At 46.4% G+C, this 15,728-nt stretch carries 10 protein-coding genes; 2 read left to right on the top strand and 8 right to left on the bottom strand.

Annotation, left to right across the window (positions count from 1 at the left end):
• The coding region (locus H8K32_RS20475; protein ID WP_425507617.1) for an ExbD/TolR family protein at positions 1-149 on the top strand (149 nt) is incomplete at its 5' end.
• A 77-nt stretch (positions 150-226) separates the two neighbouring features.
• Here the strand turns inward: H8K32_RS20475 and H8K32_RS17435 are convergent.
• From H8K32_RS17435 to H8K32_RS17410, 6 genes are all read right to left on the bottom strand, one after another.
• The gene (locus H8K32_RS17435; RefSeq protein ID WP_186913836.1) at positions 227-1,069 is read right to left on the bottom strand and encodes a DUF6348 family protein; all 843 of its coding nucleotides are present in this window, start codon (positions 1,067-1,069) and stop codon (positions 227-229) included.
• 298 nt (positions 1,070-1,367) lie between these two features.
• Entirely contained in the window at positions 1,368-3,260 is a 1,893-nt protein-coding gene (locus H8K32_RS17430; protein WP_186913835.1) for a glucokinase, read from the bottom strand.
• Between the two features lie 310 nt (positions 3,261-3,570).
• Positions 3,571-5,997, bottom strand: a complete 2,427-nt coding sequence (locus H8K32_RS17425; RefSeq protein WP_246447449.1) for a glycoside hydrolase family 31 protein — start codon at positions 5,995-5,997, stop codon at positions 3,571-3,573.
• Between the two features lie 2 nt (positions 5,998-5,999).
• Positions 6,000-7,700 (bottom strand): alpha-amylase family glycosyl hydrolase, encoded by a 1,701-nt coding sequence (locus H8K32_RS17420; protein WP_186913834.1) that lies wholly within the window; start codon positions 7,698-7,700, stop codon positions 6,000-6,002.
• Between the two features lie 94 nt (positions 7,701-7,794).
• Positions 7,795-9,069, bottom strand: coding sequence for an MFS transporter (locus tag H8K32_RS17415; RefSeq protein WP_246447447.1), 1,275 nt, complete (start codon positions 9,067-9,069; stop codon positions 7,795-7,797).
• Positions 9,070-9,291: 222 nt separating this feature from the next.
• Positions 9,292-12,006: a TonB-dependent receptor gene (locus tag H8K32_RS17410; protein ID WP_246447445.1), complete on the bottom strand. Its 2,715-nt coding sequence runs from the start codon at positions 12,004-12,006 to the stop codon at positions 9,292-9,294.
• Between the two features lie 685 nt (positions 12,007-12,691).
• On the opposite strand from H8K32_RS17410, the gene H8K32_RS17405 reads away from it, so the two are divergent.
• Complete coding sequence (locus H8K32_RS17405; protein WP_186913832.1) at positions 12,692-13,063, top strand: hypothetical protein; 372 nt, start codon at positions 12,692-12,694, stop codon at positions 13,061-13,063.
• A gap of 144 nt (positions 13,064-13,207) precedes the next feature.
• Here the strand turns inward: H8K32_RS17405 and lnt are convergent, their stop codons facing one another.
• A complete protein-coding gene (gene lnt / locus H8K32_RS17400; protein WP_246447444.1) occupies positions 13,208-14,800 on the bottom strand; it encodes an apolipoprotein N-acyltransferase in 1,593 nt (530 codons plus the stop codon).
• The gene (locus H8K32_RS17395; protein ID WP_186913831.1) at positions 14,787-15,671 is read right to left on the bottom strand and encodes an HlyC/CorC family transporter; all 885 of its coding nucleotides are present in this window, start codon (positions 15,669-15,671) and stop codon (positions 14,787-14,789) included. The genes lnt and H8K32_RS17395 overlap by 14 nt, the downstream gene beginning before the upstream one ends.
• Positions 15,672-15,728 lie beyond the last annotated feature (57 nt).

Raw genomic sequence — 15,728 nt, 5'->3', positions numbered from 1 at the left:
AAGTGGCAAGCAATCCAAATCAGCCAGAAGTTCACCTGCGTCCGAACGCAGTCGTACCGTACAAATCGGTCGCTGCTGTAATGGCTGCAGCTCAACGTCTGGGTGTGACCAAAATCGGTATGGTCGGTAACGAGCAGTTCTTGAAATAACTCTGGAACTTAGCTCAAACAAAAATGGCAGGGTTTTCCCTGCCATTTTTTCGTTCAAAATCATTATCAATCAACATTTATTCTGGTAGCGGCATTGCCATCTTGCTCGCCGTGTCCAAACTACGGCTGACGCTACGGATCACGATATATTGCTTACGGAACTCCAGCCCACGCTGCGGCCAGCTTTCTGCATAATGCACCAAAGGCGTAACTGCCGCCTGAAAATCCTCGCCATTTACCCGGCAATCTGCTGCCAACACCCCGTGGTTATCGCGCGATGCAAATAAACGCACTCCAATAAACTGATCACTCTGCAGTAGATCGTGAAATGCCGTCATGCTTTCAGTAAACAAGCAGCAAGGGCAAAATGGATGATCTTCTTTTTTCTTAGGTGCAGGCTGGCTTGCTAAATGTGCTACCGGTCCTAAGATTACCTGACGATAATGTGCTGTCGCGTTTACTTCATCCGCCGCCGTATTCATCTCTATCACAGTGCAGTTGACCGGTACATCGCGGGTCGCATCCAACAAGACCTGCAAATCGATGTTCATCCATTGCGTAAAACCATCAATGAATGCCGCCTCTTCTGTTGCTGCTAACGCATGTTGAAACTCAAAAATACCTTGCGGAAAATAAGTCGGATGCCAGGCATAAATTTTAGTACACGTCCGTACCCGTCCCTCCCCTAGCACTACACTTTCAACTTGTTGTACGGCAAACACCAGACCTTCTGGCGTCAACAGCTGCGATTCAGTCTGTTCAACCGTCAGCGATGTCTGCTTCAGCGTATTGCTCAGCAATGCCAATAACATAGGATCACTCACGAGCAATGCCGGTGTTGTAGTAACGACCGGGTTTTCTGACGCTGTAGCGTTTTTGAATTTGCCAGCGAGCGCTTTAAAAGCTTGAATCAGAGACATAAAAAACCAATAAAAATGAGAGTGTGCCGATCACAACATATGTACAACTTATAGAAACATACTGCGAACTGGCAATAAACCAGCATTGTACGTTTTTACGGCATGCTGTGGCGTTTCTGTGAGGGATTTTGCGGCTCACCGAATCGCCACATGACATCCTTCAAATTCGCCTCGCAGGCGGGTTGCACCCAGATTGGCTCTGAAGCGAGCGATCGTTTTACATATTAAATTAGGATAGCCTTGGATAACAGTATCTACACGTTGATCCCCGTTTAAAAGTTTAAACAGAGAAATCAGATCAACTATCCAAATGCGAAATCAATAAATGACTAAAATGCGATAACTCTTTTTGTTTGCTGCCTTCGTCGTGCGTTGCATCTACCGACAGTCCAACGGTTAAAATATCGATCAGTAATAATTGCAATATGCGTGAAATCATCGATAAGAACGTCGCATTGTCCTCGGTATGATTGACCGCCAGACAGACGGTCGCTTTTTTCGCCAGCGGCGACTGGTGTGGTGCGATTGCAATGACATCAGCGCCCGCATGCAAAGCAGAATCCACGGCTTTTAAAAGTTCGGGCAACTTACCAGAATTGCTGACAACAATCACCACGTCACCGGGATTAAGCAATTCTGCTGCCATTGAAAACAAATGCGCATCGCCATAAATGGCGGTCGGGATGCGGAAGCGGAAGAATTTATGTTGACCATCCAAAGCCACGGCGCGTGAATTACCCATTGCATAAAACTCGACTTTATTCGCTTTACGCAGCAAGGCAATCGCCTGATCAATCGCATGTACTTCCATCTGATCGCGGAAACTCAAAATCGCCGACACGGTATTATCGATGACCTTAGCACTTAAATCATGGGTACTATCGCTTCTTCTCACCTGACTATGACGGACCGGAATCGTACCGGTCAGGCTGCTGGCAAATTTAAGTTTAAAATCGGCCAGACCTGTAAATCCCATCGAGCGGCAAAAACGGATGACCGTTGGTTGACTGACATCAGCGAGGCGGGCGATTTCCACGATTGCCTCATTGAGCACAGTGCGAGGATTTTCCAACACCAAGGTCGCGACACGGCGCTCCGCCGGTGTCAGCTCGGCTTGTATAGCCTGTATCCTGTCCATCAGTGAACTATCGCCACTGCGGCCCCGCAAGTGTTCCGAAAGGATCGCAGAAACGCCGTAAAACGCCGGATTGGGCGTCGTGATCACATAAGTGGGGATTTGTGCAAGATAACTACTAAAACGCCCCTTGGCCTCAAAACGGCTACGGAAAGCGGATTGATGAAAACGCTCGCCCATCAACGGCACAATTCCGCCACCGATATAAATGCCGCCAAAAGCCCCCAGAGTCACAGCAAGATTGGCGCTGAAGCTCCCCAGCATACCGCAAAAGCAATCAATACTTTCCAGACACAAAGGATCTGCTTCCTGCAATGCGCCGTGCATAATTTCTTGTGCGGCCAGCGGTTTAACGGTTTGCTTATTTCTATCGGCTAAAGCGCGATAAATCAATTCCAGTCCGGGTCCGGAAATAAGCCGTTCGGTCGAAACGTGCGGCCATTCTTTCCATGCAAATTGCAAAATCGCATATTCGCGCTCATCACAAGGTGCAAAGTTAACATGACCGCCCTCAGAACCAAGGGTCACAAAACCATCAGAGGTCGGAATCAGACCGGAAACACCAAGTCCAGTGCCAGGCCCCAGAACACCAATGACAGACTTAGCAACTGACTTTCCGCCACCCACTTGCATTAAATCATCTGGCTGCAATCCCGGTAAAGACATCGCCAGAGCAGTGAAGTCATTGACGATCAGCAGCGTATATAAGCCAAATTCACGCCGTACGTCTTCGATAGAAAATTCCCAGGCACGATTGGTCATGCGGACATAATCGCCATCGATAGGATTGGCCAGGGCAAATGCAGCATGATGTATGCGTTTTGCTTGATGTTGATCCAGGTAGGCCTTCAACAAATCAATGATACCGGCATACTCGTCACATTTAAATACTTTCACCGCTTCAAAAACACCATGCGAGGTTTCAAGGGTGAAGCGCGCATGCGTAGCGCCGATGTCGGCAAGTAATCTGGGGCCGCCGGAAAACCCGGCGCCATTATTCTGCTGAGAATATGTCTGCTCAGTGTAAGCGTGCTCTTTCAATCCGTTTTCAGTCATGGTTCTCGGTTTCAATGTAATACGGCATACGCAAATTTTTTGCCAATAGAGAATTCTTCCACCAGATGAACGCGCTGGCAAAGACCGCAAGCGTCAATCTAATGTACGAGCGCGATTTTTCGTCTCGTTTTCCAAATCTATTTTAGTACTTACGCAAAATTGTTCCAGCAATGCATGGCGATGACAGTACACGGGTACGGCTAGGAGCTATAACCCCGCTGGGGCGGTTTTGCGTAAGTCCTATATTTTTTCGCATTATAAAAACATCAGCAATTTACCACAGCCAAATTGATCGAGCTCATTTTAACAACTATGACATAATAATTTTCACAACATTTAAATGGTCAGATTTTTTGTGCCACCGCAATGCCAACATCAGGTTTTGGTTTTGCTGATCCCATTTAAAGTCAACCTGCTTGCCACCAATCAAAACCTGCTTCGGGCTTGCATTGATATTGTGAACTACCAAGTCTAGCAATCGGTCTGCCTGTGCGTAATGCGCGCCTGCTTCAGTACGCAATTTCAGCGTCAATGTCTTATTTTGATAGTTGCTATTGAAGTGTAATAACGCAAATGCCGCTTTTTCAAATGCCTGCGCGGTCACACCATCGTCGTCATACAAGTAGCCATGCGACTGAGTTACGCTTTGATCGTGATAATAATGTAGCTCCAATTCTGTGGTCGAATATTGCGTCGTATTTTGAATTTGGCGCTTCGCAGGAACCAATGGAATAAACGCGCCCGCTCTGACAAACAGCGGAATATGATCGGTACTGACATTCACGGCTTGCGTACTGCCTGCGGGATATTCTTGATTGGTATAAAAATCGAACCATTTGCTCTGTGCCGGGAAATAAACGCTGGCTTGCTTCAGGCCTGCCTGCAAAATAGGATGCACCAACAAATCATTCCCCCACAAGTAGCTATCCGCATTGGCATATAGACGCGGATTGTCGGGTTCAGCATAGAACAGTGGGCGCATCAAAGGTAATCCGCGCTGGTTATTTTCAAATGCTAACGTGTAGTTATACGGCAGCATGCGATAACGCAATTGGATTGCCGACTTCGCCAGGGACTTTGCCTCAGGCGAGCGTAAAACCGGTTCGGAAGCGACTTCTTCTTGGGCATGCGGACGGAAGACAGGCTGAAAAACGCCATATTGCAACCAGCGTGTGTACAACTCATCATCCAAATTCGCGCCAGCAAAACCACCGAGATCAGAATGCATATACGCCATTCCTTGCATTCCCATTTGCAAGGCGATCTCTGGTTGTGAACGTAATCCCCCCCAGGTGCGGTTGACATCTCCAGACCATGGAATCATGCCAAATCGTTGCGATCCGGAATATCCGGCGCGCATCAAAATAAATGGCCGTTCATCTGGAAAGTCTTTTTGGTAACCGTCTGCAATCAGTTTAGCCCATTCATGACCGTAGATATTATGAACTTCATCAGCAGTGCCGGTTTTATGTAGTAAACCAGAAGGATGGACCTCTGGTTCTCCAAGATCCCCCCACCAACCAGCGACACCATACGCTTTTAAATTTTTGTAAATATTCCAGAACCAGCTTTGCGCGTGGGGATCAAAAATATCAATGAGACCGGTATTTCCAAAGTAAAAATCATATTTGTACGGCAATCCATTTTTATCCGTCGCCAGTACATGCTGATCCACGGCTTCTTGCCACTTCCTAGAACTCGTCAACACAAAAGGCTCTGTGATCAAAATCGTCTTGACGCCTTGCGCAGAAAAATCTGCGATCATTTTCTGGGGTTGCGGGAAATTATCGGCATCAAAAGCCAGGTTACCCATGGTTCCTTTGATTTCTTTTCCGAACCAATACAAATCAAAAATAATCGCGTCGACCGGAATCTGATCTGCTTTGTATTTTTCTAAAATCTGACGCGCTTCGGCTTCGGTATGGTAACCAAAGCGGCTGGCAAAATTACCGAACGCCCAACGTGGCGGCAACGGTTGTCTGCCCGTCAGGCTGGTGTAATTCGCAATCACATCCGTCCACGAATCGCCGGCGATGATTTGATAGGTTTTTCTGCCGCTGATGGTCTCGTAAGCCAGTGTATTATTTTTCTTGCTGTCCAGATCCAACGTGCCAATTGCCGCGTTGTCAAAATGAATGCCATAGCGTTTGGAGGAAAAGAACAAAGGCATGGAAAAATTCATTTGTTCAGAATGATCTTCATAACCGTAATGCGCCTTGTTGTATAACGGCAAGCGATACCCGCGACGATTCATTCCCAGTGCACGCGCCCCTGCCCCATATAAGGCTTCATTATCATCGAGATTAAAGTCGAGTGACTCATTACCATCTTTTTTCTGATAACCATTTTTCTCAGAAATCAGCGGATTATTTTTATACGAATAGCTGATCTGAAATGGCGTTTTTTGTATGTGTACTCGCAAGTCTGCGGCGACATAATCAATCGCCGTTGCTGAGCTCGTTAATTGGGTATGAATATGTTCAGGGGTCAGCACGACCGCGTGCGATAGCAAAGTCTGTGCTTCACCTGCGGGGAGGAAGGTCGTCTCTAAAATGCTAGAGGAATAGGGCTTGAAAACGTAAGTCCCGTCGTTCGTCTTTACTTCGAGCGAGTCGGATTTTTTCTCCACATGCGTAATCATACGTTGCGCATTTTGTGCAGCAACAGGCAGGCTCATCAATAACCCCGATAAACCAAGCATATGAATGATGCTGACGTTCAGTGTATTGTTCTTCATTATTATTGTTCCAGCGCGATTAATGCCATTGCAGATTTGCTGTGAAAATTAACTTTTCCACCGATGACAGTGGCGACATTACCGGAATAATAGTCACGCAATTTCTGACCATTTTTAAATACACCTTGTACCGAAATAGTATTAAATTGCGACGTTGGCATATCCATCGCCACCACGACTTTGTCTGTCAGCCCGTGTCCCTGGTAAGTTCGCTTGAAAGTATAAGGATGATCACTTAATTTCTGATGCACACCCGCGCCTACCGCCACATGATCGTGCCGGAACATTCCCAACTTTCGCCAATGCGCCAGCACCTCAGTGATAACTATACCGCCGCGATGTGTATGATTTTCCAGTTCATCCCAATTCATCATGGAGCGTAATTTCGCGTCGCCTTCTGCGATGCTGACATTGATATCTCTGGCGGTCTCGTCACCATAATAAATTTGCGCGGCACCGGGGCTGAGTAAGAGTTTGGTTCCAGCTTCCAATGCTTTTTGTCGTTCCAGATCAAACGGCTGCAAATCATCGTGGGAACTCACATAATTAAGTATTGAATGGTTACGTAAAATACCATTGAGCTGATCCGAGTAATGGCTGAACAAACTCTCCGGATCTTTTTTGGCGTCATTTTTAAAACTAAAGTTAATCAGACTATCGAAACCATGATCGTAAAAATTGATTTTGCTGCCGCCATCCATGACAAAATCCAAGCCTTGATCCAAGCTATAACCGTACACTTCAGCTGTCATATAAAACGGCTCGTCGCCCAGCTTCTGGGTTGTATGTTCGCGCTTCCAATCTTCAAAAGCGGCGCTGGCAACTTGCTTAAATTCTTTCCAGACTTCGGGCTCAACATGCTTGACCGTGTCTGCACGGAAGCCGTCCAAACCATATTTCCTGACCCAATCAGCATGCCATTTCATCAGGTAATATCGCGGTGCGCGTGGATAACCGGTACGTTTAAAGAAAGCATCCAGTTCTTGCATTTCTTTTTCGTAGCGCCCTTCCGCCTTCCATTTGACGGCTAAAGATGGCGGTAGATCAACGTCTTCATTGCTCTCAGTACGAATGTCCGGCAAACCCTTGACCAAAGCGCAACTCACGGTCGACGGAATATCTTTGTAGGTACATACCGGTTCAGTTCTTACCCAGGTGTCTGGCCATAAGGCATCAATGTGCGTTTGGCGACCGACATGATTCATCACCACATCCAACAATACCCGAATGCCATGCGCGTGTGCAGTGTCGACCAGTTCACGCATGTCCGCAGCACTACCCAAATTGGCGTCGACCTGTGTAAAATCGGCCGCCCAATAGCCGTGAAATCCGTAGGAATTCCCCGCGCCTTCATTGGTCACACCATGTATTTGTTCAACTGGTGGCGTGATCCAAATCGCATTAACGCCAAGTTTGTTGAAATAACCTTGTTTGATTTTAGCGGTAATGCCCGCCAGATTACCGCCCATAAAACCACGCAATGGCGCAGCATCTTGCTGTCTGTCATAGGCCAGATGCGAAATCGAGTCAGCGTTATAAAAACGATCGGTCAGCAAAAAATAGACGGTGGCGTTTTCCCAAATAAATGGGGCTTTTGCTTTGATCTGAGGCTTTGCCTGAACATTTTCAGCAGCGACGGCAATCGGTGAAATTGCCGTGGCGAACAGAAGTACAAGCGCGAGTGATAACCTGGTCAACTTCATTCAGTAGGTCCAATCAAATACAAGCATTCAAATTTTGAAGATCAAAGCGCCGTTCCGGTATGTTGATCTTCAAGGACTAGTGATGCAACACAAGTTAGTTGTTGACTATCGCGTCATCTTTGACCATCAGCGTAAATAGGCCACCAACGACCATACATACACCACCTAACATCAAGACTTTGACGGATTGATTATCGAAAAAATGCTTCAACATCGCGCCCAGCACGATGCCAGCGATGATCTGGGGAATCACGACAAAGAAGTTGAACAAACCCATGTAATAACCCATACGATTTGCTGGCAATGCGCCAGCCAGAATTGCGTACGGCATTGTCAACACACTCGCCCAGGCAATACCAACGCCGACCATCGGTAACAGCAACATTTCTTTACTGCTGATCGCAAAGATACTGATCAGACTGACGCCGCCGATGACGAGGCACAACATGTGTACAAATTTCCGGCTGGTCATTTTTGCGAGGATAGGCAAAACAAACGCTGCAAGCGCAGATACTCCGCCATACACACCAAACATGATGCCTACCCAGTTGCCACCTTCCTGATAGGCAGCAGATTGCGCGTCCGTGCTATGGAATACGGTTTCGGCAATAGATGGTGTGGTATAGACCCACATCGCGAACAGTGCTACCCAGGAAAAAAACTGTACGACGGCAAGTTGCACCATGGTTTTTGGCATTTTGGCAAAGCCACCAAAAATTTCTTTGATTGCCTTGATCAAACCAAGGTTGTGCTTCTTTTCTTGATGGAATTGTTGTAAATCTTCAGGTGGAATTTCTTTGGTCGTAAATACCGTCCACAGTACCGATAAGGCAAAAACGGTACCACCGAAATAAAATGAATACCGTACGGTGTCAGGAATTGCACCATTCACCGGCACATTACTAACGCCCAGATAGTTTGTAAATAAGCTCGGCAACAAAGAGGCAATTACGCCACCACAACCAATCAGGAAAGTCTGCATTGCAAAGCCAGCCGTTTGCTGCGAAGGATTGAGCTTATCACCGACGAAAGCACGAAACGGTTCCATCGAAATATTGATCGCGCTATCCATCATCCACAACACTAAGATCGCCATCCAGATCAACGTAGAATTTGGCATCAGAAACATAGCAATCGACGCGAGCATCGCACCGATAAAGAAAAATGGCCGACGACGCCCCCACACCGGATGCCAGGTGTTGTCACTGAGGTAGCCGATGATTGGCTGTACCAGCATGCCGGTAATGGGTGCAGCCAGCCAGAATAAAGCGAAGTCATCAGGATTCGCACCAAGCGTGGCAAAAATGCGGCTGGTATTGGTATTTTGTAAGGCAAAGCCGAATTGAATACCAAAAAACCCGAAGCTCATATTCCACAACTGCCAAAACGAAAGCTGTGGTTTGTTGGTTGAAGTGTGCATCCTGATACGTCCCCAATTTTTAAATTTTATTTGTTATTACTTTATTTACGCCGGAACCAAACTGTATTGCCTAAGCCTTAAACAAAAACAGGCCTCATGCAAGAGACCTGTGAACATACCGCAGAAATTCCCGATAAGCAAAAGCCTTCGGGAATTTTTTCATAGATCAGCTTAGAACTTATAGTTCACACCGGCCAATACGGTACGACCATATTTTGCGTACTCCAAAGGTTGATTTGGTGTGCCTTGATATGTTTTATAGGCTGCATCTGTCAAATTACCGACCTGGAAGAACAGACCAAGGTCTTTATACGGACCAGACTGGAAAGTGTATTCCAACTGCGCATCAACGATGGTTTCAGGAGCAATAAAGCGTAAGTTACGATTGCCTGCAAAGTTTTCGATATCGCCAACAAACTCAGAACGATAGCGAGCACCGATACGTGCAGAGAAACCACCCATTTCATAGTAAGCGGTCAGACTTGCTACTGTCTTAGACATACCTGGCAATGGAATTGCTGCACCAACGTCGAAAGAGTTAGACTTCACAACAATAGCACTGTCATTGAAGCTGGCGCTGGCTTGTACGCCAAAGCCTTTCAAAGATGGCACTAACATATCCAATGGCAAAGATCCTGCTAATTCCAGACCTTTGATCGTGCCACCCTGACCGTTATATTGCGAAGAGTACAAACCGCTCGTTGTAATCGCCGTTGTACCAGGTGTCCATTGAGAAAAGTCATAGACATTGCTCTGGTCGTAGATGTAGCTGGTCAGCTTTTTGTAATACAGCGCTGCTGAAACATAAGCTTTTTTCGCAAAATACTTTTCATAAGACAGATCAATTGCGTTTGCACGCCATGGATCAAGCTTAGGATTACCGCCACTACCGCTTGGCAAACCAGTTGCGGTACTGACGTTGAAGTTGAAACCAGCATTCAGATTTTCAAGGCGAGGACGCGCAACTTGCTTTGCAGCTGCAAAACGCACAACCTGATCGTTTGGTAATTCAAATACCAGATTCAACTGTGGCAGCACGTCAGTATAAGTTTTACCAATAGTGATTGGTGTCACAGCGCCATTGAAGCCAACAACACCTGTTGACGACTGATCTGTATTTTGCACCTGGACACCAAAATTACCGCGCAATGTAACAGATGACGACAACTGATGATCCAAATTAGCTTTGACAAATGTTGTCGTTACTTTTTCAGTGACTCCCCATTGTGCAGCAACGTTTGAAGGATCAGCTGGGTTTGGCGCAAATGGCTTAAAGTACTTCGCCATAATGCCAGGTACATTAAAAGATGGAATCATCCCAGTACCAGAGAAACCAAGATCAACTGGCGAGTACAACAAATCAGGTGAAATAACCGTACCGTTAGCGGCGATCAAAGTCTGAGGACCTTGCAGATTGCTATGGTTTTTGCTGTGATCAGAATAATCTACGCCTACATTGAAATCTGACACCCAGTCACTGATCGACTTTGGCGCATCGACTGTTGCGACCAACTTGCCACCCTTCATAGTGTCATCGGTGTGCGGTGCGTGTCCCCATCCTTGGCCGTAGATCGTGTTATTGAGCAATAAGGTATTTGGATTGCTGTAATTTTGCGATCCTGTCATGGTTGGGAAACTACCTGTCGCCCAATTCAATTGAGTCGTATCAAATACTGCGCCGCCCGTACCGGAGACCAGTTGGGTATTCATTTCGTGATAATTTTCGTCACGTACTGCTTTGGAATAATTCACGTCCGCCAGCAATTTCCAGCCGTCGAATTTGAATGAGTTACCCCAGCCCAAAGATTTGATCGAGTCTGTTCGGTCATTATATTGACCACGCACCAATGGATAGGCACCAGTCAATGTACCGCCGTTCAATACACCACCAGATACATTGGCTGAACTAAATACAGGTGATGGATTACCTGGTCCGCCCCAACCTAGGTTTTCTTCCCATTGATTATTGGTTGTCTCTTCATGGAATTTTGAATAAAACAAGTCAATTTTGCTGGTGAAATCTTTATTAGGCTTCCATTCCAAAGTACTGACTAACCCATCGCGCTTGGTGGTGCCACTGACTGCCAGTGATTTGATTCCATTCATTTCAGATACACCTGCTGGCGTACCTGGCAACTGACTCACACCCCATGGCTCATATAAGCCCGTCTCATGATCATTGCGTGGGGATTGCAGATGCGCAATTCCGAATTGAAAACCAATTGTGCGATTGGCAAATTGATCGATGTAGTTAAAACTAAAACGGTTACCCTTGTCAGAAGCATTCGCCACCGAACCCAGGGAGTTTTTCTCACCGCGTACGTTCATGGAAATTGTACGACCTGGGAAAGCCAGAGGGTCGAACGTTTGCATATCAATCGTTCCGGACAAGCCTTGATCAATCAGAGCTGCATCAGGGGTCTTATAGACGACAACTGCGCCAAACAATTCTGCTGGATATTGGTCAAATTCAGCAGCACGGTTATCACCAGTACTTGCTTGTGAACGGCCATTTAATGTCGTGGATGCAAAATCAGGAGACAAACCGCGAATACTAATCGCCTGCGCACGACCAGCGACGCGTTGAGCGGCCAGACCAGGTAAGCGAGCGATTGATTCCGCAATGCTTTGATCAGGCAGTTGACCGATATCTTCAGCAGAAATGGCTTCTACCAATGAAGTCGAATCACGTTTCAGAGAAATAGCATTCTCAATACCACTACGAATACCAGTCACGACGACCGTATTGGCCTGTGTTTCTTCCGCTTGCGCAAAATCAGCTAAACCAAAAACCAACACCGCGCAACCAGCCGCAACTGGACTCAATTTAAAACTACGACGTTTTTGAGTCTGACTCTGAACGCCCTTCTGCATAGATTGTTTCATTAATGTCCCCTCACCCTTTTTTATTTAAGCTTCACCCTTGGAGCAATACCACTTCTTCTTAAATCTTTTCTTTAAATTTTAAGGCCCCGATAAATATTTTGTACTAAAACTAGATTACGTGTCAAACAAAGACTACATAGAACTACATAAATAAATGCACTACATAGGGGACAAATTAAGCTTATTGCACTTTAACGTTGCGTTTCGCCCACAAATGGACATAACTATTATGTAGTTAGACTACTTTTTGTAGCTGAACTACTTTTTTGTAAATTTGTTTTTGAGTGAATATTTGTCTTACTTTTGAATCCCAGGGCAACTTCCCCCAAATCACAGTAATGATAGAAAATGCGTCTTACCGCAACTTCAGCAGGCAAAATGAAGGAAAGTGGGCAGGGCTATGATATATTCAGGGCAAAAATAGGTTCAAAAACGCGCTCTGCAATCAAACATTGGCGCATTCAGCTTCGCAAGCACTGTCAGCACAATCAACAGCGATGAGTTACACAGATAAAATAAGTGACATGCCTGTTTTTTTGAGGCGCTGACTCACTCACCTGCAAACGCTGATGTTTTTTCCTATATTTACATCGGCATCAGGTAAATCGGCATATCCGCCGTTTTGGTACAGAATTTTATCAAGAAGCGACATAGTCAAATTCGCACATCCTCAATGAAAGTAACAATGAACCACAAATTAAGTATCGATGAATATGACGCACTAGAGCAGATCAGTAAGCTGCCAAAAAACGTCAAGCCAAACGCCTGCATAGGTCGCAATACAAAACGCTTGTCCGGGATTAAATTGGTGACCTACCGCAAAGACGGCAGTCTGGAATTAACTGAAATGGGACGCCAGGTTCTATTTATTAAACAGTGCATTGATGGTTTGCGCGCGATCTCCAAGGATTCTGACGCGCCATTATCTGGACCAGTGGCAACGTTTTTAGGCAAAAAAGGTCACATCGAAGTTAATTCTGAAACTGGAAAAACAGAAATCAGCGTTCGCGGACGTGAGTGCCTGGCAGATATTGATGCGAATACCAAGAGTAACTAAGTACTTTAGCAATATTGGAAGATAGCTAGATGAGCCGGTTGCTGAGTTTGGTGGGTTTTAGCAGCCCCACTCTACTACCGGCTCATAAGGACAGGAGCAATGCGCCACACACTCGGGCGCTGCCAGATCACACCACGATCCTGATTAGTTATGCGATTTGCGCGCTGCGCGCTGCGAAAGCCCGCAAGTGGTCAGTAATATAAAAAAAACCAACCCCAGAATGCCACGGTTTCCCCAGAAAATATAAGGGGTTGTGCCGCTATATCCCTGCACACTAGATTCCAGCGTCGCCCGCGTCAGATGCGGCACTTGGGCCTTCAGACTGGAGTCCGCATTGATGACAACGGTGGAACCTGTATTTGTGACACCTAGCCAAGGACGTCCCGTTTCCAGCACTCGCATTTGGGCAAATTGTAAATGCTGCGGCATCGCGAAAGAATTTCCATACCAAGCCAGATTAGATGCATTCAAGAGAATCGTTGCCACTGGAAGATGCGAAGCGATCTGATGCGATAGTTGGGCTGCAATCTCTTCACCAAACAAACTTTCATAGCAAATGTCAGGCATGACAAACTGATCACGTACCGCCATCGGGGACTGCATTTGATCTGGCACCGATAATTCGCTTAAGGGAATATTCATCATGTGCACAAACCAGCGAAAACCAAATGGCACAAATTCACCAAACGGCACAAGATGATGTTTATCGTAGCGATAAGCGCGATCTGCATGTAATGGTGAAAACCCCAACAAGCTATTGGTATATCGCGCCTCGCCATCTTGCACTACGACGCCGAGCATTAATGCACTATGAGTTTCCTGAGCGTAAGCATTTAATCTTGGTAAGAAATCTTGCGGCAGCATTGAAGTCAACAAGGGAAATGCTGTTTCCGGCGTCACAATCAGATCTGCCGGTGCCGCCGTTAACATTTTCCGGTACAACTCCAATGACGCATTCAAATAAGCGGGGTCGAACTTCATATCCTGCTCAACATTCCCCTGCAAAAGTCGAACGCTGATTGGCTTACCAGTAGCTTGTGTCCAATGCACGTTTGTCAGCAATGCGCCAGCACCGAAGATAGCCACAAAAGCGCTACTCCCCACCACTAATCGCTGCTTTTTGAACCGAGAAATGATAATCCAGGAGAAAATGCCAGAAAGTACTGCTGACAAAAAACTCAACCCATACACACCAAGAATCGGCGCAAAAGCTGCCAACATCGTATTACTTAGAGCATAGCCTGAGATTGACCATGGAAATCCGGTCAAGACCCAACCACGCAGCCATTCATTGAGCATCCAAAGCGCAGGAAGAATAATCAGGACCAGCTTATCATTGGAAATTCGCCAACGTCGCTGCAGCCATAAAGCGAACCAGACTGAGAGCGCGGCATACATCGCCAATCCAGCACTCAACAATGCCAATGCTGCGACCGCGAGTGGAATTGGCAAATCTCCATAGCGGACCATGGCAATCAATAGCCAGCTAGTACAAGAAAAAATCCAGGATAAACTATACGCCCAAGCCAACCAGGCTGCGCGTCGCGGCACAGAGTTCACCTGGTGTTGCGATAGAAGCGCAAACAATAAAGCCATGCCCGCGATTTGCACCGGCCACATTCCAATAGGTGCAAATGAAAATATATTCAAAGCACCAACACAAAGCATCAAACATAGTGCCTGTCGGAATGATAATTGCGACCACCAGCCGCTTACAAAGCGACTAAGCTTGCTCATCCACCGTTGTCCATGGACGTTGCTCTACTTGCAAAATCTGTACTTCTCGCGCATCTGCACGCAAAACTTCAAAATGCAAAGTGCCAATCTGGAACTCATCGCCTTTATGTGGAACCTTCCCTAAGTGACGCGACACAAAATCGCCAATAGACTCGACGTCACTACCGGGTAAATTAGTCCCCAAAACCTCATTAAATTGATCGAGATCGGTCAGACCTTTGACGCGCCAGCGTTTACCGTTCCCTTTGTTTTCCAGAGCAAAAATGTTGTCTTCTTCTTCGTCAAAATCGTATTCATCGTCGATATCACCGACAATTTGTTCAAGTACGTCTTCTATCGTAATCAAACCTGCAATACCACCATATTCATCCACGACCATGGCAATATGATTGCGATTAGCTCGAAAGTCGCGCAGCAACACATTCAATCGTTTCGATTCCGGAATATAAACGACGGGGCGCAACATGTCCCTGACATCAAAAGCTTCTTCAGCGTAATACCGCAACAAATCTTTGGCCAACAAAATACCTACCACTCTGTCCTGATCGCCGTCGATAGCCGGAAAACGTGAGTGTGCCGTCGACAATACCTGCGGCATCCATTCTTCTATCGGAGTAGAAATATCTACAACGTCCATTTGTGAACGTGGAATCATAATGTCACGCGCAGACAGGTCTGACACCTGGAACACACCCTCGATCATTGCCAGTGCATCGGCATCAATCAGGTTACGCTCTTGGGCATCCGTCAAAACCTCTAAGAGTTCTGCACGATTTTCGGGTTCGGGAGAGATGAAGGCGGTCAGTCGTTCAAATAAAGACCTGTGGGGTTTAAGGTCAGTCGGTCTGACCTTACTAGAGTGCTCTTGCATAGGAGGCGTGGCGCCGTTGTTTCAATCCTACAGAATACAACAAATCAGTGACTTTCC

It is taken from the genome of Cognatundibacterium jejuense (genome assembly GCF_014284255.1).
In the GTDB taxonomy this organism is placed as follows: domain Bacteria; phylum Pseudomonadota; class Gammaproteobacteria; order Burkholderiales; family Burkholderiaceae_D; genus Undibacterium; species Undibacterium jejuense.
Note: the sequence above shows the minus strand (reverse complement) of the source record. Positions and strands in the feature narration are given on the sequence as shown.